At 75.8% G+C, this 19,146-nt stretch carries 13 protein-coding genes; 4 read left to right on the top strand and 9 right to left on the bottom strand.

Annotated elements, in window-relative coordinates; all coding sequences use genetic code 11:
- Window positions 1–88 precede the first annotated feature (88 nt).
- Window positions 89–4,516: a HAMP domain-containing protein gene (locus tag HOP40_RS25815; protein ID WP_172163011.1), complete on the top strand. Its 4,428-nt coding sequence runs from the start codon at window positions 89–91 to the stop codon at window positions 4,514–4,516.
- A complete protein-coding gene (locus HOP40_RS25810) occupies window positions 4,513–5,046 on the top strand; it encodes a response regulator (protein ID WP_172163008.1) in 534 nt (177 codons plus the stop codon). Before HOP40_RS25815 ends, HOP40_RS25810 begins: the two co-directional genes overlap by 4 nt.
- On the opposite strand, the gene HOP40_RS25805 is transcribed toward HOP40_RS25810, so the two are convergent.
- The 5 genes from HOP40_RS25805 to HOP40_RS25785 form a co-directional block, all read right to left on the bottom strand.
- Window positions 5,043–5,708 (bottom strand): pyridoxamine 5'-phosphate oxidase family protein, encoded by a 666-nt coding sequence (locus HOP40_RS25805; RefSeq protein ID WP_275691313.1) that lies wholly within the window; start codon window positions 5,706–5,708, stop codon window positions 5,043–5,045. The two genes, HOP40_RS25810 and HOP40_RS25805, sit on opposite strands and share 4 nt — an antisense overlap.
- Window positions 5,705–6,109, bottom strand: coding sequence for a VOC family protein (locus tag HOP40_RS25800; protein WP_172163005.1), 405 nt, complete (start codon window positions 6,107–6,109; stop codon window positions 5,705–5,707). The genes HOP40_RS25805 and HOP40_RS25800 overlap by 4 nt, the downstream gene beginning before the upstream one ends.
- A 100-nt stretch (window positions 6,110–6,209) precedes the next feature.
- Complete coding sequence (locus HOP40_RS25795; RefSeq protein WP_172163002.1) at window positions 6,210–6,383, bottom strand: CsbD family protein; 174 nt, start codon at window positions 6,381–6,383, stop codon at window positions 6,210–6,212.
- 58 nt (window positions 6,384–6,441) lie between these two features.
- Window positions 6,442–7,170, bottom strand: coding sequence for a class I SAM-dependent methyltransferase (locus tag HOP40_RS25790; protein WP_172162999.1), 729 nt, complete (start codon window positions 7,168–7,170; stop codon window positions 6,442–6,444).
- A gap of 149 nt (window positions 7,171–7,319) precedes the next feature.
- The gene (locus HOP40_RS25785; protein ID WP_172162996.1) at window positions 7,320–8,372 is read right to left on the bottom strand and encodes an AbrB family transcriptional regulator; all 1,053 of its coding nucleotides are present in this window, start codon (window positions 8,370–8,372) and stop codon (window positions 7,320–7,322) included.
- Between the two features lie 64 nt (window positions 8,373–8,436).
- Between HOP40_RS25785 and HOP40_RS25780 the strand changes: the two genes are divergently transcribed.
- Window positions 8,437–9,261: a class II aldolase/adducin family protein gene (locus tag HOP40_RS25780; protein WP_172162993.1), complete on the top strand. Its 825-nt coding sequence runs from the start codon at window positions 8,437–8,439 to the stop codon at window positions 9,259–9,261.
- 3 nt (window positions 9,262–9,264) lie between these two features.
- Here HOP40_RS25780 and HOP40_RS25775 read toward each other — a convergent pair whose 3' ends face one another.
- Window positions 9,265–10,713 (bottom strand): amidase, encoded by a 1,449-nt coding sequence (locus HOP40_RS25775; protein ID WP_172162990.1) that lies wholly within the window; start codon window positions 10,711–10,713, stop codon window positions 9,265–9,267.
- A gap of 134 nt (window positions 10,714–10,847) precedes the next feature.
- Between HOP40_RS25775 and HOP40_RS25770 the strand changes: the two genes are divergently transcribed.
- Window positions 10,848–11,807, top strand: a complete 960-nt coding sequence (locus HOP40_RS25770; RefSeq protein WP_172162987.1) for a helix-turn-helix transcriptional regulator — start codon at window positions 10,848–10,850, stop codon at window positions 11,805–11,807.
- Between the two features lie 34 nt (window positions 11,808–11,841).
- On the opposite strand, the gene HOP40_RS25765 is transcribed toward HOP40_RS25770, so the two are convergent.
- The 3 genes from HOP40_RS25765 to HOP40_RS25755 are packed head-to-tail and all read right to left on the bottom strand — an operon-like array spanning window position 11,842 to window position 19,146.
- Window positions 11,842–16,149: a PAS domain S-box protein gene (locus HOP40_RS25765; RefSeq protein WP_172162984.1), complete on the bottom strand. Its 4,308-nt coding sequence runs from the start codon at window positions 16,147–16,149 to the stop codon at window positions 11,842–11,844.
- A 50-nt stretch (window positions 16,150–16,199) separates the two neighbouring features.
- The gene (locus HOP40_RS36505; protein WP_172162981.1) at window positions 16,200–18,947 is read right to left on the bottom strand and encodes a sunset domain-containing protein; all 2,748 of its coding nucleotides are present in this window, start codon (window positions 18,945–18,947) and stop codon (window positions 16,200–16,202) included.
- 40 nt (window positions 18,948–18,987) lie between these two features.
- On the bottom strand, window positions 18,988–19,146 hold the full coding sequence (locus tag HOP40_RS25755; protein WP_172162978.1) for a hypothetical protein: 159 nt from the start codon (window positions 19,144–19,146) through the stop codon (window positions 18,988–18,990).

Here is a 19,146-nt window from a genome sequence, read left to right as displayed (position 1 = left end):
CACCGGACGGGGGCACGGTCGGCCGGTGGGGCGCCCGGACCGGCTGCACTAGGCTCGCCGGTCGGTGACGGCGGCATCGGGAGGACTCGTGGCGACGAAGACGACCCGACCGGGCGATCCCGGGACCGACGACGAGGGGCTCCTGCGGGAGTTGGCCGACGCATTGCACGCGGTGCGCCGGGGCCGGTTCGACGTCCGGCTGCCCCAGCGCGACGGGCTGCCGGGCGAGGTCGCCGACCACTTCAACGCGGTCGTCGCGATCGCCGGGCGGCGCAACCGCGACCTGCTGCGGATCAGCCGCGTCGTCGGCCGCGAGGGCCGCACGTCCGACCGCCTCGACGAGGAGTCCTACGACGGCGACTGGGCCACGGGCGTGCACGCCGTCAACGCCCTGATCGACGACCTGGCCGCGCCGACCGCCGAGATCGCGCGCGTCATCGAGGCCGTCGCCGACGGCGACCTGTCCCAGCACATGGCCCTGGAGATCGAGAGCCGCCCGCTGCGCGGCGACTTCCGGCGCATCGGCCGCACCGTGAACACGATGGTCGACCAGCTCTCGTCGTTCGCCGACGAGGTCACGCGCGTGGCCCGCGAGGTCGGCACCGACGGGCGCCTGGGCGGCCAGGCCGACGTGCGCGGCGTCGCGGGCACCTGGCGCGCGCTCACCGACTCGGTGAACACGATGGCCAGCAACCTCACCAACCAGGTGCGCTCGATCTCCAGCGCGGCCACCGCGATCGCGCAGGGCGACCTCTCGCGCACCATCACCGTGGCCGCCCGCGGCGAGGTCGCCGAGCTGGCCGAGACGATCAACTCGCTGACCGGCACCCTCGCGCTGTTCGCCGACGAGGTCACGCGCATGGCGCGCGAGGTCGGCACGGAGGGCAAGCTCGGCGGGCAGGCCGAGGTCGCGGGCGTCGCGGGGACGTGGAAGAACCTCACCGACGCCGTCAACCTGATGGCGACCAACCTGACCGACCAGGTCCGCGGGATCGCCCAGGTCGCCACGGCCGTCGCGCAGGGCGACCTGTCGCAGAAGATCACCGTCGACGCCCGGGGCGAGATCCTGGAGCTCAAGACCACGGTCAACCTCATGGTCGACCAGCTGTCGTCGTTCGCGGCGGAGGTCACGCGCGTGGCGCGCGAGGTGGGCACCGAGGGCAAGCTCGGCGGCCAGGCCGCGGTGCCGAACGTGTCGGGCACCTGGCGCGACCTCACCGAGAACGTCAACCAGCTCGCCTCGAACCTCACCGGCCAGGTGCGCAACATCGCCCAGGTCACCACGGCCGTGGCCCGCGGCGACCTGTCGCAGAAGATCACCGTCGACGCCCGGGGCGAGATCCTCGAGCTCAAGTCGACGGTCAACACGATGGTCGACCAGCTGTCCTCGTTCGCCGCGGAGGTCACGCGCGTCGCGCGCGAGGTCGGCACCGAGGGGCGCCTGGGCGGGCAGGCCGAGGTGGAGGACGTCGCGGGCACGTGGCGCGACCTCACCGACAACGTCAACTACATGGCCTCCAACCTCACCGGCCAGGTGCGCAACATCGCCCAGGTCACCACCGCGGTGGCGGGCGGCGACCTGTCGCAGAAGATCACCGTCGACGCCCGGGGCGAGATCCTGGAGCTGAAGTCGACCGTGAACACGATGGTCGACCAGCTGTCCTCGTTCGCCGACGAGGTGACGCGCGTGGCGCGCGAGGTCGGCACCGAGGGCAAGCTCGGCGGCCAGGCCGAGGTCAAGGGCGTCGCGGGGACGTGGCGCGACCTCACCGAGAACGTCAACGAGCTCGCCTCGAACCTCACCCGCCAGGTCCGCAACATCGCCCAGGTCACCACGGCGGTGGCGCAGGGCGACCTGTCGCAGAAGATCACCGTCGACGCCCGGGGCGAGATCCTGGAGCTGAAGTCGACGGTGAACACGATGGTCGACCAGCTCTCGTCGTTCGCCGACGAGGTGACGCGCGTGGCCCGCGAGGTGGGCATCGAGGGCAAGCTCGGCGGGCAGGCCGAGGTGGAGGACGTCGCGGGGACGTGGCGCGACCTCACCGAGAACGTCAACGAGCTCGCGTCCAACCTGACGGGCCAGGTGCGCAACATCGCCCAGGTCACCACGGCGGTGGCGCGCGGCGACCTGTCGCAGAAGATCACCGTCGACGCGCGCGGGGAGATCCTGGAGCTCAAGTCGACGGTCAACACGATGGTCGACCAGCTGCAGGGCTTCGCCGACGAGGTGACGCGCGTGGCGCGCGAGGTGGGCACGGAGGGCAAGCTCGGCGGGCAGGCGCAGGTCCGCGGCGTCTCGGGAACCTGGCGCGACCTCACCGAGAACGTCAACCAGCTCGCCTCCACCCTCACCACGCAGCTCCGCGCGATCTCCGCGGTGTCCACGGCGGTGGCCAGCGGCGACCTCACCCAGCAGATCCGGGTCGCGGCGCTCGGGGAGGTGGCCGAGCTCAAGGACACGATCAACACGATGATCGGCGCCCTGCGCGAGACCACCACGAAGAACGCCGAGCAGGGCTGGCTCGACTCCAACCTCGCCCGCATCGGCGGCTTGCTGCAGGGCCAGCGCGACCTCGGCGCGGTCTGCCAGATGATCATGAACGAGGTGGCGCCGCTGGTCGGGGCGCAGGTGGGGGCGTTCTTCCTGGCCCCCGGGCGGAGCGAGCGGGGGATCGACGCCGACCCGGCGGGCCCCGACCTGCGCTGGATCCTCACCGGCGGCTACGCGATGGCCGTCGACGACCCGCCGGTGGCGGTGCGCTCGGGCCAGGGGCTCGTCGGGCAGGCGGCGGCCACCGGCGAGACGATCCTGCTCACCGACGTCCCCGACGGCTACCTGCCGATCAGCTCCGGCACCGGGTCGGCGGCGCCGCGCGCGGTCGTCGTCCTGCCGGTGCCGTTCGAGGGGGAGTCGCTCGGCGTCATCGAGTTCGGGTCGGTCCGCCCGTTCTCGCCGCTGCACCTGGCGTTCCTGGAGCGCCTGGTCGCCACGATCGGCGTCGCGCTGGCCACGATCCAGGCCAACCGGCGCACCGAGGAGCTGCTCGCGCAGAGCCAGGGCCTGGCGACGGAGCTGCAGGACCAGTCGGCGGAGCTGCAGCGCGCCAACGCCGAGCTGGAGGAGAAGGCCGAGCAGCTCTCCGAGCAGAACCGCAACGTCGAGATCAAGAACATGGAGATCGACGCGGCGCGGCGCGGCGTCGAGGAGAAGGCGCAGCAGCTCGCGCTGGCCAACCAGTTCAAGTCCGAGTTCCTGGCCAACATGAGCCACGAGCTGCGCACGCCGCTCAACTCGCTGCTGCTGCTCTCGCGCCTGCTCGCCGACAACGCCGACGACAACCTCACCGCGCGCCAGATCGAGTTCGCCAGCACGATCCACGGCGCCGGCTCCGACCTGCTGCTGCTGATCGACGACATCCTGGACCTGTCCAAGATCGAGGCCGGCCGCGTCGACGTGCACTCCACCGTCGTCGACCTGGCCGAGGTGCGCGACTACGTCACCCACGCGTTCGGGCCGCAGGCCGAGGAGAAGGGCCTGGAGCTGCGGGTGCAGGGCGACGTCGAGCTGCCCGCCACGATCACCACCGACGCGCAGCGCCTGCAGCAGATCCTGCGCAACCTGCTCGCCAACGCCGTGAAGTTCACCGACAAGGGGTCGGTGACGCTCACGATGCGCCTGGCCCCGTCCGGCACGCTCTACGGCGTGCCCGCGCTCGACGCGGCCCGGCAGGTCGTGGCGTTCTCGGTGCGCGACACCGGCATCGGCATCCCCGAGGACAAGTTCGCGATGATCTTCGAGGCGTTCCAGCAGGCCGACGGCACCACGAGCCGCAAGTACGGCGGCACCGGGCTGGGCCTGTCGATCAGCAAGGAGCTGGCGCGCCTGCTCGGCGGGCGCATCGACGTCTCCTCCAGGGTGGGCGGCGGGTCGGAGTTCACGCTGTTCCTGCCCGACGAGCTGCCCGCGGTCACGTCGACGGCCCGGATCGCGCCGCGGGGCGCGCACGCCGTCCCCGATCCGGTGCCGTCCGGCGACGTGGCGCGCCCGGAGCGCAGCTCACCGATCCTGCGCGCCGCCCGCGGCCTGTCCCACCCACCCGGGACCGCCGCGCGCCCCGTCACCGGGCTCGACGGCGTCACCGTCCTGATCGTCGACGACGACGTGCGCAACGTGTTCGCGCTGACCAGCGCCCTGGAGCTGCACGGGCTGACGGTGCTCTACGCGGAGAACGGCCACGACGGGATCGCGATGCTGACCGAGCACCCCGGTGTCGACATCGTCCTGATGGACGCGATGATGCCCGACATCGACGGCAACGAGACCACCCGACGCATCCGCGAGCTGCCCCACGGCCGCGACCTCCCGGTCGTGTTCCTGACGGCCAAGGCCATGCCCGGCGACCGCGAGTCCAGCCTGGCCGCGGGCGCCACCGACTACGTCACCAAGCCGGTCGACCTCGACGAGCTGCTGGTGCTCATGGGCACGTGGGTGGCCGGGAGAGTCGCGTCATGAGCATCGCGCGGGTGCTGGCCGTCGACGACCGGCGCGAGAACCTGCTGGCCCTGCAGGCGATCCTGGAGGGCCTGCCGATCGAGATCGAGTCGGTCACCAGCGGGGAGGACGCGCTCAAGCGCCTGCTCACCGGCGACTACGCGGTGATCCTGCTCGACGCCCACATGCCCGGCATGGACGGCTTCGAGACCGCGGGGCACGTCAAGCAGCGCGAGCGCACGCGGCACATCCCGATCCTGTTCCTCACCGCCGTCGACTACGACCCCCACCTGGCGTTCCGCGGCTACCAGGCCGGCGCGGTCGACTACATCACCAAGCCGTTCGACCCGTGGGTGCTGCGGTCGAAGGTGGCGGTGTTCGTGGACCTGTGGTCGATGCACACCGAGCTCGCGCTGCGCGCGGCCGAGGTGGGGCGGCTGCGCCGGGCCGTCGACGAGGCGGTGGCGCTGCTCGACGGCACCGGGCGCGACCGCACGCCCGACCCGGCCGCGGCCCGGGCGCGGCTGGACGCGGTGCGGGAGCTGCCCTAGAGGTTCTGCTTGTAGAGGCCGTCGTTGTAGGAGGGGCTCTCGTAGTAGGCCTGGACCTCCTCGAGCGGGTCGGACGTCCGCTCGAGCGCCTGCACGATCTTCGCCCGCGACGGCAGCGCGTCGGGCCGCCACTCCTCGGGCTTCCACAGGTGGGAGCGCAGGAACGACTTCGCGCAGTGGTAGAAGATCTCCTCCACCGTGACCTCGGCGGCGAGCAGCGGGCGGTGCCCCTTGACGACCATGTCGTCGAAGTAGGGGGCGTCGCGCAGCACGCGGACCCGCCCGTTGACGCGCAGCGTGTCGGTGCGCCCGGGCACCAGGAACAGGATCCCGATGTGCGGGTTGGTGACCATGTTGCGGTAGCCGTCGATGCGCCGGTTGCCCGGGCGCTCGGGGATCGCGAGCGTGTGGTCGTCGAGGACGCGGACGAAGCCGGCGGGGTCGCCCTTGGGCGAGACGTCGCAGGTGCCGTCGGCGGCGCTCGTGGCGACCAGGCAGAACGGCGAGTGCGCGATCCACTCCTTGTCGATGGCGTCGAGCCGGTCGCGGGCCTTCTCGGCGATCCAGGGCATCGGGACGCCGATCAGCTCGTCGAGCTCGGCGAGGCTGGTGACCTCGGCGCTGCTGGTGACCCCGGCGCCGCCGGTGACCTCGGCGCTCACGACAGCACCAGGCAGAAGGGGTGGCCCACCGGGTCGAGGTAGACGCGGAAGGTCTTCCCGGGCTGGAACTCATGCTTGCGGGCGCCGATCGCGAGCAGCCGCTCCTCGGCGGCGTCGAGATCGGGGACGTCGAAGTCGAGGTGGGCCTGCTGGGGGTGCTCGGCGCCGGGCCACTCCGGCGGCCGGTAGTCCTCGACCTGCTGGAACGCGATGGTCGCGCCGCCGCCCGGGGCGCGCAGCTGCACCCAGTCGGACTGCTCCCCGTCCTCGTACTCCAGCGGTGGGCCGTCCGGCGGCTCCCGGTCGATCTCCCAGCCGGTGATGTCGGAGTAGAAGCGGGCCAGGGCCGCGGGGTCGGGGCAGTCGAGCGCGACGAGGGCGAAGGTGGCGATCGCGGTCATGCGGGGACGGTAACCCGGCGGACCGACAGGCACACGGGGTGAACGAGCCGGACGCGAAGAGCCCCGGCCGTCGGGCCGGGGCTCTCCGCTGCGGTCGGGCTCAGCTCTTGAAGGCGTCCTTGACCTTCTCGCCGGCCTGCTTGAGGTTGCTCTTGGCCTGGTCGTTGCGCCCCTGGGCCTCGAGGTTCTCGTCGTCCGTCGCGCGGCCGACGCCCTCCTTCGCCTTGCCCTTGAGCTCCTCGGTCTTGTTCGAGACCTTGTCGTCGGTACCCATCGGGACCTCCTGCGCTCGTCGGATCCTTGCGGCGGTGACTACCCCCGCGGCCCGCGGCTCACACCCTCCGCGGTCGCAGGACGTACCCGGTGTAGCCGTAGTCACCGCCGTGGGCGTCGCGGACGCCGATCTCGGCGCCGATCCCGTCGAGCACCTCGTCGTGCCCGGGGTGCTCGCGGCGCAGGTCGGCGAGGCGTGCGGCGAGCGGGCCGTAGTAGGCGTCCCAGTCGGCGTCGGGGAGCAGGTAGGTGGCGGCGACGGTCCACGCGGCGTCCTGGGCGGCCGCGACGTTCGCGCCGGTGGTGCGCATGCCGGGGTAGCCCGGGTCCCAGAACGCGCGGGCGCCCGCCGCCGGGTGCGGCGTCGTCCACTCGGCCTCGGTGAGCACGAGGACCCCGCCGGGTGCGAGCAGCCGGCGCCACGCGTGCAGGGCGGCGTCGAAGCCCATGACGTAGGCCGAGCCCTCGGCCCAGACCAGGTCGGCGGAGCCGTCGGGGAGCGGCAGGTCGTCCATCGACGCCTCCAGGGTGCGCACGTCGAGGCCCGCGGCGTCGGCGGCCAGGCGCTCCAGGAACGGGCGATGGGTGTCGACGGCGACGACCGACCCTCCGGTCTCGCGCGCCAGCAGCAGGGCCGCGGGCCCGGTGCCGCAGCCGATGTCGACGATCCGCGGCCGCGCGGGCAGCGGGCCGGCCAGCCCGAGCAGCAGCCGGGTCGTGGCGGCGGAGCCCGGCGCCTCGCGGGGCAGGCCGGTGTGGGCGGCCCGGAACAGCTCCTCGGGGGTCACGCGACGATCATCCCGCGCCGCCCCCGTCGCAGGCCGTCCCCGTTGCAGGCCGCCCCAGTTGCAGGAAGGCCACCTTGTGGACGGTTCGTGGCATCAAGGTGGCCTTGCTGCAAGGGCGGCGCCAGGACCGGCGCCAGGACCGGCTCACGTCACGACCCCCGCCGCCCCACGAGCCGCGCGATCGCCGGGGCCACCAGCAGCATGAGCACCACCCGCAGCACCTGCACCGCCACCACGAACGTCACGTCGACCCCGGCCGAGATCGCCGTGGCCAGCACGGCGTAGACCCCGCCCGGGGTGGTGGCCAGGTAGCCCTCCAGCGGCGTGACGCCGGTCAGCCGCGACAGCAGCAGCCCCAGGCCCGCGCACAGCGCCACGACGGCCGCGATCAGCGCGGTGGCCAGCGGCAGCGCGCCCAGCACCGTGCGCAGCGACGCGCGGGTGAACCGGACGCCGGCCTGCCAGCCGATCACCGCGTAGGCGACCTCGACGAGCAGCACCGGCGGCTCGGCCCCGAACGACAGCCCGCCCAGGCCCAGCGCGAGCGCCACCGCCATCGGCCCGAGCAGCCCGCCCGCCGGCACCCGCGCCAGGCGCGCGAGCACCAGCCCGGCCCCGACGCAGACGGCCAGGAACCCCAGGTCGACGGGCCACGGGGCGCCCGGGCCGGAGCCGTCGCCGGTGCCGCCGGTGACGGTCGCGCCGAACGCCAGCGCGGCGACGACCGGCATCGTCGCGGTGACGATCCCGACCCGCAGGTACTGCACGACGGCGACCAGCCGCTCGTCCCCGCCCAGCTCGCGGGAGACGGCGACGAGCCCCGACGCGCCGCCCGCGGTCAGCGCGAGCATCCCGGTCAGCGGCGACACGTCGCGGCGCACGCCCATCAGCAGCCCGGCGCCCATGCTGACGACCAGCGTCCCGACCGCCACCAGCAGCACCGGCAGCCAGTCCTGCGCCACCGCCCCGAGCGTGCCCGGCCGCGCGAGCAGCCCGATGACGACGCCGATGACGGCCTGGGCCGCGGTCGTCGCCCCGTTCGGGACGTGCGCGGGCGCGCGCCCGGCCAGCGCGAGCACGGTGGCGACGAGCAGGCCGCCGAACAGCGCGGGGGACGGGACGCCGAACGCCGCGATCACCAGAGTGACCACCGCCGTCAGTGCGACGAGGACGGCCCAGCGCGTCCACCCGTCCCTGGTCATCCCCGCGATCCTCGATCATGTCGGGGTCGGGGTGCACACTGGGCCCGACGACGAGGAGGCCCAGGTGACCACCACCACCCCACCCGCGGGTGCCGCCACGACCGGTGCCGACGGGCGCGGCCTGCACATGGCGCGTCCGCAGCAGTTCGAGACCGTCGAGGAGGAGCGCGCGCACCGCAAGGCGAAGCTGGCGGCCGCGTTCCGGATGTTCAGCCGCGCCGGGCTCGACGAGGGCGTCGCGGGGCACGTCACGGTGCGCGACCCGGCGGAGCCCGACACGTTCTGGGTCAACCCGTTCGGCATGCACTTCTCGATGATCCGCAGCAGCGACCTGGTGCGGGTCGACGAGGACGGGCAGGTCGTCGAGGGCGAGCGCGCGGTCAACGGCGCGGCCGTGGCCATCCACTGCGCCGTGCACGCGGCCCGGCCCGACGTCCTCGCGGCCGCGCACGCCCACGGCCCGGCCGGCAAGACGCTGTCGAGCCTGGAGATGGGCATCGAGCCGCTCACCCAGGACGCGTGCGCGTTCTACGAGGACGTGGGCGTGTTCGACGACTTCACCGGCGTCGTGCTCGACCGCGAGGAGGGCCGGCGCATCGGGGTCGCCCTCGGGTCGCACAAGGCGGTGATCCTGCGCAACCACGGCATGCTCACGGTCGGCACGAGCGTCGACAGCGCGGCCTGGTGGTTCCTCACCCTCGAGCGCACGGCCCGCTGCCAGCTCGACGCGTACGCCGCGGCCGCGGGGCTCGGCCGTCCGCTGCGCCGCATCGGGCACGAGGAGGCCGAGCTCACCCGCGGCCAGGTCGGCTACGAGTTCGCCGGCTGGTTCCAGTTCCAGCCGATCTGGGAGCGGATCAGCAGCGAGCAGCCGGAGCTGTTCGACTGACGCTCACGCCCGGCCGGCGGCCGCCAGCGCGGCCTCCGGGCGGTGCGCCGCCCACGGCAGGGCGCGCTCCAGGTCGCCGGCCAGGGCCAGCAGCGTCGACTCCGCGGCGTAGGCGCCCATCAGCTGCACCCCGACGGGCCAGCCCTGAGCGGTGCGGCCCAGGGGCAGCGAGATCGCCGGGTTGCCGGTGATGTTGGCCAGGGCGGTGAAGCCGGCGACGGCGAAGATGCGGTCGTACCAGCCGCGGGCGTCGAGCGACTCGTCGTCGGCGTGCAGGTGCCCGAGCTCGGTGTTGGGCACGTTCATGGTCGGGGTCAGCACCACGTCGTAGCGCTGGTGGAACGCGGCGACGGCGCGGCGCGCGGTGTTGAACGTCCGCTCGGCGGCGTAGAGGTCCGAGGCTCTGAGCTCCCGGCCGTGGATCGCGCAGGCCAGCGTCGTGGCCTCCAGGTTGTCGCGGCCCGGCGTCACGCCGAGGAGGGCGGCGAGGCCGTCGACGCCGTCGGCCAGGAAGCTCGTCCAGGCCACGAGGTTGGCGTCGTCGACCGCGGCGGCGTCGAGGTCGGGCGAGGCCTCCTCGACGACGTGCCCGAGCGCCTCCAGGGCGCGCGCCGTCGCGAGGGTGGCCGCGACGCAGTCCGGGTCGACGGCGCCGCCGCCGGAGAACGGCGTCGTGCACAGCGCGATCCGCAGCGGCGCGGCGCCCGCGCCGACCTCGTCGAGGAAGGGGCGGGCCGGGGCGGGCAGCAGGTGCCGGTCGCCGGGCTCGGAACCGTGCACGGCGTCGAGCAGGCCGGCGCAGTCGCGCACGGTGCGGGTGAGGGCGAACTCGACGCCGAGCCCGAGCAGCGGGTCGGCGTAGTCGGGGCCGGGGGAGACCCGACCGAGGCTCGGCTTGAGCCCGACCAGCCCGCAGGCCGCGGCCGGGATGCGGATCGAGCCGCCGCCGTCGTTGGCGTGGGCCACCGGGAGCGCGCGGGCGCCCACGAGCGCGGCCGAGCCGCCGCTGGAGCCGCCGGGGCTGCGGGTGGTGTCCCAGGGGTTGTGCACCGCGCCGGTCGCGACCGACTCGGTGCTGGCGTTGAAGCCGAACTCCGGGGTGGCCGTCACGCCGGTCGCGGCCAGCCCGGCCCGGCGGAAGCGCGTCATCAGCGCGGAGTCGGCCGGCATCGGCACGCCGTCGCCGAGCATCCGCGTCCCGGCCCGCTGCGGCACGCCCTCGGCGTGCAGGACCAGGTCCTTGATCGCGAACGGCACGCCGCCGAACGGGCCCGCGGCGTCGTGCGCCAGCGGCTCGGCGAACCGGGGCTGCACCAGCGCGTTCAGCGTCGGGTTCACCGCGTCGATCGCGTCGGCCGCGGCCGCGTGCACCTCGCCCGCCGACACCTCGCCGTCGCGGATCAGGGCGGCCAGGGCCGTCGCGTCGTGGTCGGCGTACTCGTCGGCGCGCATGGGGGCTCCTCGTCCGGGGGGTGTGGCGGCGACGACGGTAGGGCGCGCGGGGCGGCAGCGGATCGGTCATCCGACGGATGGCCCGCGCATCCGGTCCCTTCCCGCATGCGCGCGGCCTGCGTACCGTCCCCGGGATGAGCGCGCCGACCGCAGCCCGGGAGCTGCGGTCCGTGCTGCGCCGCACCGGGTCCCGGACGCCGGCCGCGGCGGCCGCGGTCCTCGACGGCCTGCGCCGCGTCCTGCCCGCCGACTGCGCGGCGATCTCGCGCTGGGACCCGGCCGCCCGCCGCCACGTCACCCTGGCCGCGTCCTACCCCGCCGCGACCACGGCCTTCCTCGACGCCCGGATGCACGCCGACCCGCTGTTCTGCGCCGTGCGCGCCGGGCGGGTGCCGGTCCGGGTGCGCGACCTCGCCCCGGCCCGGCGCCGCGGCGAGATCTTCGACTCGGTGATCGGCCCGCTCGGGTTCCGCGACGGCCTCACGCAGTGCCTGTTCGCCGCCGACGGGCGCTACGTCGGGATGCTCAACGCCAGCACGCTCGACCCCGGCCAGCCCGACGACGACGTCGTCGCGCTGCTCGACCTGCTCGCCGACGACCTCGGCGCCGCGCTCGACCCGGTCCCGCCACCCGTCCGCGGGGGCGCGCCGGGGGAGGGCGGCGTCGACGGGATGCTGGTCGCGGCCGGCGGTGCCGTCACCCCGCTCTCGGCGGCGGCCCGGCCCGAGCTCGTCGCCGACGGCTCGCCGCTGCGGCCGTGGGTCGCCGCGGTCCTCGCCGGGCGTCCGCCGCCCCCGGGCACGCTGCACGTGCTGCGGGAGGGCCGGGTGCTGGCGGTGCGGCTGTCGGGCGGGCCGGGCTGGGTCGTGGTCCTGCACGAGGACGTCGCCGCGCCGTTCGGGCTGACGCCGCGGGAGCTGCAGGTCCTCGACGCGCTGTCCCGCGGCCGGACCAACCCCGAGATCGGCCGCGACCTCGCGGTCGGGGCGCGGACGGTGGCCACCCACGTCGAGCACGTGCTGGCCAAGACCGGCTGCCCGAACCGGGTCGCGGCCGCGCGGCTCGCCACGCGGCTGGGGCTGCTGACGCGCTGACCCGCCCGGCCACGCCCCTCGGTACTCACGCCCCTCAGTACTCGTCGACCCGGTCGAGCAGCCCGTCGACGCCACCGAGGACGAGCGCGCGCCCGACCACCCCGGCGGGCGTCACGGCGAGCCGGATCCGCCGGTCGGCCGACCGCGCCACGTCGGCGACCTCCACCAGCAGCGCGATCCCGGCGCTCGACAGGTAGGTCGTGGCGCGCAGGTCGAGCACCAGCCCGGGACCGCCGGTGCGAGCCGCGGCGAGCAGAGCCGGGCGCACCGAGGCCGCGCCGATGGGGTCGAGGTCGCCGAGCACGGCGATGCGGTCGGTCTCCGCGCTGCGCAGCGTCCGCAGGCGCGTCGGCCCCTGCGACTCCGTCGACGGCGCGGCCGCCGGCACCTGCGCCGGGACGTCGGTGGGCCGGCGCGGGACGGCGGGCACGGTGAAGCGGATCTCGGTGCCGCCGCCGGTGTGGTCGAGGCGCACGTCGTCGCCGATCTCGCGGATCAGCTCCAGGCCCCGGCCGCGGTGGCCGCGGTCCTCGGGCGGCGGGCGCCAGCGGCCGTCGTCGCGCACCTGCACCGCGATCCGGGTGGAGCCCTGGCGGGCCAGACCGATCCGCATGCGTCCCGCGGTGCCGTCGGCGTAGGCGTGCTCGGCGACGTTCGCGGCGGCCTCGCCGAGCGCGAGCTGCAGGTCGTAGGACTCGTCGGGGTCGATGCCGACCTCGTTCATCCACCGGTCGACGGCCTGGCGCATCGTGCGCAGCTCGCTGCCCAGCGCGGGCAGGTCGAGCAGCAGTGGCGCCGGCATGAGGCGGGCGACGATGAGCGCGACGTCGTCGGTCGGGCCGTCGTCGAGGCCCGCGGCGAGCAGCGCCTCGGCCAGCTCGGCGGGCGGGAACGGGTGCGCCGCGCGCCCGGCGGTGCTCAGCCGCTCCAGCCCGTCGTCGACGACCTCGCCGCGCCGCTCCACCAGCCCGTCGGTGTAGAGCACGATGCTGTCCCCGGGGCGCAGCCGCGCGGTCCCGGCGACGTAGGGCGGGCGGCCGCGGACCGCGAGCACGGTGCCGGTGGCGTCCTCGAGCAGCCGCGGACCGTCGGGACCGAGCACCAGCGGCGGCGGGTGCCCGGCGCGCGCCCAGGTCAGCGAGCCGTCGACGGGGTCGAGGACGAGGCAGGTCACCGTGCTGCCGGCCGCCCCGGGCACGCGGTGGGCGAACCGGTCGAGGTGACCCAGCGCCGCCACCGGGTCGTGGCCCTCCAGCAGGTAGGCCGACAGGGCGCTGCGCAGCTGCCCCATGACGGCGGCGGCCGGCGCCCCCTGCCCGACGACGTCGCCGACCGCGATCGCGACCCGCCCGTCGTCGAGCGGCAGGACGTCGTACCAGTCGCCGCCGGCGCGCGTGCCCTGCGCACCCGGCAGGTAGCGCGCGGCCAGCGAGAGCAGCTCCAGCTCGGGCAGCGTCGGGGGCAGCAGGCTGGTCTGCAGGGTCTCGGCGATGACGCGGCGCTCGTCGGCCGCGGCGGCCCGCTCCAGCGCGGGCGCCGCCTGCGCGGCCAGGGCCAGGGCGAACGCGCGCTCGTCGGGCGGGAACGTCCGGGGGGTGGCGAAGCTCAGGCCCACCGCGCCGACGACGACGCCGCCCGACAGCAGCGGCAGCGCGGCCGCGGCGTGCCGGCCGACGTCCGTGGCGACCGCCGCGAGGTGCGGGTAGTCGCGCTCCCACTCCGTGCGGTTGCAGATCCAGGACGGTGTGGCGGTGCGGGCGACGTGCGCGAGCGGCACGTCGTCGACGAGGCGGACGAGGCCGTAGCGCTCCAGCAGCCCCTCGGCGTACCCGACGGCGTGCACCACGCGCAGCACGCCCTGCTCGGGGTCGGCCCGGTACATGCTGACGGCCTCGGCGCCGAGGATGTCGCGCAGCCGGTCGACCAGGCGCCTGCCGGCCTCGTCGACCGTGTCGGCCGACGCCAGGTCGGCGGTGACGCGCTGCAGCTGCTGCTCGCGGGTGCGCCGGCGCTCGGACTCCAGCACCAGCGACGTCCTGCGGCCCAGCTCGGCGGCCAGCGCCAGGTCGGCGCGGTCGTGGTGGCGGGCCGCGCCCAGCTCCAGGAACGACAGGACGCCGGCGAAGCGGTCCTCGATGCGCAGCGGCACGGTGAGCGCGGGATGGGCCTCGGGGCCCTCGCCGGGCCGCAGCACGACCGGCGTGCCGGCCTCGAGCAGCGCCGTCGCGCGCGGGTCGAGGGCGGTCGGGGGCATCCGCAGCAGGGCCCGCTCGACGTCGGGGTCGTCGTGGTGGGCGACGGCCGCGCGGCGCAGCAGGCCGTCGGGCCCGCACAGCGACACGGCCGCGGCCTCGCCGAAGTCGTGCGCGACGAGCCGGACCAGCGCGTCGAGCTTCTGCTCCAGCGGCGCCGTCTCGGCCATCACCCGGCCGGTCTCGGCGAGGACCTCCGACGAGCGCTCGGCGCGGCGCTGCTCGGTGACGTCGACCGTGAGCCCCTGCGCGCGCAGCACGCCGGCGGCGTCGCGGGCCACGTGCACGACCTGGTGGAGCCACACCGTGCGACCGTCGGCGGCGCAGGCGCGGTAGGTGAGGTCGTGGTCGAACCCGCCCGAGGTGCGGCCCGCGGTGAAGGCCAGCGTCGTCTCGCGGTCCTCGTCGTGGATCAGGCCCGGCCAGAAGCCGGGGTCGTCGATCCAGCGGTGGGCGGGGTGCCCGAGCAGCTCCTCGGCCCGGTCGGAGACGAACGTGAACCGCAGCGCCTCCGCCTCGGTGTCCCACTCGGCCTCCCACACGATCGCGGTGAGGCCGCCGACCATCGCCCGCAGCCGCGCCGCCGCCGCGTCCGCGACCCGGCGCGCGGCCTGCTGGCCCGCCGCGTCGCGGCGCTCGCGCTCGGCCGCGCGCTGGTCGGTGACGTCGGTGGTCGTGCCGAGGAACCCGGTGACGGTGCCGGTCGCGTCGTGCAGCGGGCGGGCCGTCGAGGTGACGGTGCGGACGGCGCCGCCCGGGCCGAGGATCCGGTACTCCTGGCGCCACGGGCGTCCCAGGCGCACGGCCTCGGACCACCGCTGCCCGACGGCCTCGCGGTCGTCGGGGTGGACGTGGGTGACGCCGTCGACGCCGTCCGCGTCGGCCCCGTAGATCTCGGCCATGTGCTCGTTGACGAACGTGGTGGTGCCGGTGCGGTCGGCGACCCAGATGCCGACGGGGGCCTGCGCGACGAGGACCCGGTAGCGCTCGCGCTCGGCCTGCAGCGCGGGCTCGCCGCCGCGGCGCTCGCGCAGGTCCTGGGCCACCGCGGTGTAGAACGCGATCCGGCCGCGGGGGTCGCGGTGCGCGGCCGCGGCCAGCCAGACGGGGATCATGATCCCGGCGGTGTCGACCAGGCGCATCGGCCCCGACCACGTCCCGGTCCGCTCGACCTCGGCCAGCACCCCGGCGAACCGCATGCGGTCGGCCGGCGCGACGGTGTCCCCCATCGTCATGCGGTCGAGGTCGCGGGTGGCGGGGAAGCCGAGCATCTCCCGGCCCGCCGGGTTGAGGTAGAGGATCACGCCCTCGGCGTCGGCGGTGCCGATGAGATCGGCGGCCCGCTCGGCGAGGCCCCGGAACCGGCCCAGCTCCTCCTGCGCGAGCAGCTGGTCGGTGACGTCACGTTGGGACGTGTGCACCTCCACCGCGCCGGTGCGGGCGTCCCGCACCCGCCGGGCGTGCATCGCGAACCAGCGGTGCGTGCCGTCGGCGCGCCGCAGGCGCAGCGTGAGCTCGGCCGGGACGTCGTCGGTGAGGCCGGTCAGCGCGGCGTCGAGGGCGTCGGCGTCGTCGGGGTGCACGACGTCGCGCGGGTGGCGCCCGACGACCTCCTCCGGGCGGTACCCGGCCACCCGCTCCACCGACGGCGACACCCACAGCCACGTGCCGTCGGCGGCGTGGCGGCCGATGACGTCGTCGGCGTGCTCGGCGAGGAGCCGGAAGGCGGCCTCCGCCTCCCGGTCCGCGTCGGGGCCGGGTCCGGGCTCGGGCTCGGTCCCGGGTTCGGGCAGCACCACCCCGGTCCACCGCCCGTCGGCGGCGACGGCGTGCTCGCGCACCGCGTGCACGGTGCCGTCGGCGTGGCACAGGCGGTAGCCCAGGGTCCAGCCCCGCCCGGCCGCGCGGGCGGCGGCGGTCTGCTCCAGGTAGGTCGGGAGGTCGGCGGCGTGGACGCGGCGGCGCCACCCGTCGCCCAGGTCGGCGGTCGGGTCGGCACCGGTCCGGGCGCGCCAGGCCGGGGAGAGGACCGTCCGCGCGCCGCTCCCGTCGCTGACCCACGTGATCGCGTCGGCGTCTCCGGTCGGCACGCGCCGAGTCTAGGAGCGCGCCGCCGACCCCGCTCCGGGAAGCACCCTCGTCAGCGGGCCCGCCGCTTCCAGTTCGAGAACCCGGCGGCCTCGGCGTCGGAGGTGCTGGTGAACCAGACCTCCGCCTTCGTGCGGCCGTAGTAGGGGGAGTCGACGGTGTGGTAGAGCATCGAGTCGGCGTTGCCCTTCACCGTGTGCGCGGGCGACGGCGACGCGCCGCCCTCGAGCGGCAGGGCCGAACCGGGGAAGCGGCCGGGAGCGACGGCGTTCCCGTCCGTCGCCGCCGGCGTCCCGAGCAGTCCCTGCGGGGTCGCGGGGACCTGCGGCGAGTGCGGGATGCGGCCGCGGGTGTTCCAGGCGACGAACCCGGCCTGCTCGGCGTCCTGCGCGGTGCGGAACCACACCCCGGCCCGCGTCCGCCCGAAGTACGGGGAGGACGAGGTGTGGTAGCGCGAGGTGTCGACGTTGCCCTTGATCCCGAAGGCCGGGTCGGGGGAGGAGCCGTCGGCGGCGGCCGCGACGGAGCCGGGGCCGTGGGGGCGGTCCTGCTCGTCGTCCGCGGCGGTGCCGCGGGTGCTGCCGGTGAGGGCGGTGCCGCTGGTGGCGGCGGCGGCGCCCGCCGTGCCTAGTCCGACGGCCGGGGCTGTTCCGGTTCCCGGCGCCTCGGTTCCTGGGGCCTCGGTTCCCGGCGCCTCGGATCCGGTGGTGTCGGGGGCCTGCTCGGTGTCGGGGGTCTGCTCGGCGTCCGGAGTCGGCTCGACGTCGGGAGCCGGCTCGGTGGTCGCCACGCTGGAGACGATGTCGGCGCCGGTGACGCCGGCGGGGGCGTCGGGGGCGGTTCCGGGCGTGGCTTCGCCGTGGTCGGCGGCCGTGCTTGCGGTGTCGCTGTCGACGCTCGCGGGCTCGGGCTCGGGCTCGGGGTCGGGGTTGGCGTCCGCCGGGTGGGCCACGGCGGCGGCCGTGACCGCTCCGGCCCCGAGACCGGCGGCCGCGAGCGCGGTTCCGGAGGTCGAGCTGCCGGCGGTGGCGGAACCGGTGTCCGAACCGGTGGCCGAACCGGAGTCCGGGGTGGTGACGGCCGGGGTGACCGGCTCGTCGGCGGGGGCAGCGTCGGTCTCGGCCCCGAGACCTGCTCCGGTCGAGGTTCCGGTGTCGGTGTCGGTGTCGGCGTCGGCGTGCGCCGGGGCGTCGGCTGCGGGATCGCCGGTCGTGGCGGCGGTGGTGTCGCCGCCGGCCGGCGCGCCGACGGTGTCGGCGGCGGTCGGACGGACCTCCGCGGTGTCGGTCCCCTTGTCGTCCGTCCCCGTGTCGTCGGTGGGTGTGTCGTCGGTGCGGGCGGGGTCGGTGGGTGTGTCGTCGGTGCGGGTGGAGGCGTCGGTGCGCGAGGCACCGGCGGCGAGGGCTCCGGCCCCGAGACCGGCCGCACCCACGGCGGCGGCGGTCCCGGCTCCGGTACCGCTGCTGGTGTCGGTGCCGTCGCCGTTCCCGGTCCCGGTGCCGTCGCCGGTCCCGGTGCCGGTCCCGGTCCCGGTGCCGTGGCGGGCGTCGGTGCCGTCGCTGGTGTCGGTGCGGTCGCTCGTGTCGGTGGGCGAGCCGGTGTCGCTGGGCGAGCCGGTGTCGCTGGGCGAGCCGGCGTCGGAGGGGGTCGCGTCGGCCGGGGCCGTCGTCCCGGGCTCCGGGGTGGCCGGGTCGCTCGTCGCCACGTCGCTCGCATCGGCGGCGGGCTCGGAGGGCGCCGTGGCGCCCGCGTCCGGGGCGGTTCCGGCCGGGTCGCCATCCGCAGCGAGCGCGGAGACGCCCCCGGCCGGGGCGGCTGCGTCCGTCGTGGTCGGGTGGACCTCCGCGGTGTCCGTCCCCGTGCCGTCGGACCGGGTGGCGTCGTCGGACCGGGTGGCGTCGTCGGTCCGGGTGGCGTCGTCGGCCTGCGTGCTGTCGTCGGCCTGCGTGCTGTCGTCGGCCTGCGTGGTGTCGTCGCTCCGCGAGGCACCGGCGGCGAGGGCTCCCGCGCCGAGGCCGGCCGCGCCGACCGCGGCGGCGGTGCCCACACCGGGACCGGAGTCGGTGTCGTGGACAGCCGCGTGGTCGTCGGTGGGCGAGCCGGTGTCGGTGTCGGCTGCGGCGGCCGAGCTCGTCTCCGTCCCCGCGACGTCGGCCGGAGCGTCCGCCCCGGTCGTGGTCGGGAGGACCGTCGTGGCGTCGGCGTCCGCGTTCCCGCCGTCAGCGGTGGTGTCCGGCTCCGCCGCGGCCGGGCGCTTGATCAGGGACGTGGTCTCCGCGCTGTCGTCGAGCGGCGGCACGATCGGAATGTCGGTGGTGGCCTCGGTGCCGGACAGGTCGATCTCGCGGGTCTCGTCATCGGCGCCGACGCGGGGGATCTCCCGGGTGGTCTCGGTGTCGTCGCCCCGCGCCGCCGCGGCGGCGGCGAGCCCGGCCGCTCCCAGACCGGCCGCCCCCAGCCCCGCGGCCCCGAGCCCGGCGCCCCTGGTGCTGCCCGGCGCCTCCGGCCGGGACCTCGACGTGTCGAGCATCGCCAGCGCGGGGTCGACGGCCGGGAACTGCTCGGTCACGGCGTCGTCCACGTGCGGGGCCCGCTCCTCGCGGGGATGCGCGGCAGCCGCGGTGCCGGTCGCGGCGGGCGCGGAGGCCTCCCGCTCACCGCCGCGCGCCGCCGGGCGCCCCCGCTCCAGCGACCGCAGGCGCCGCTCCGCCGGCAGCACCAGGAGCAGCCAGGCCAGCAGCACCCCGACCAGGAACGCCAGCAGGTACCAGAGCCAGGTCTGCCCGTAGAGCCAAGACACGGAGTTCCTCCAGGGAGTGCGGGAGCGGTGGGGCGGGCGGTCAGGCGGCGGTGCGGGCGGGCGGCGCCTGCCCGCGGGTGGCCTCGAGCTCGGCCACCCGGCGGCGCAGCGGGCGGGCCCAGAACAGCCACCCGGCGAGCACCCCGAGCGCCAGCGCGACGATCAGCCAGACCCAGATCTGGGCGAACAACCAGAGCAC

Origin of the sequence: Pseudonocardia broussonetiae, from assembly GCF_013155125.1 — a bacterium.
In the GTDB taxonomy this organism is placed as follows: domain Bacteria; phylum Actinomycetota; class Actinomycetes; order Mycobacteriales; family Pseudonocardiaceae; genus Pseudonocardia; species Pseudonocardia broussonetiae.
This window is presented reverse-complemented; position numbering and strand designations above follow the sequence as displayed.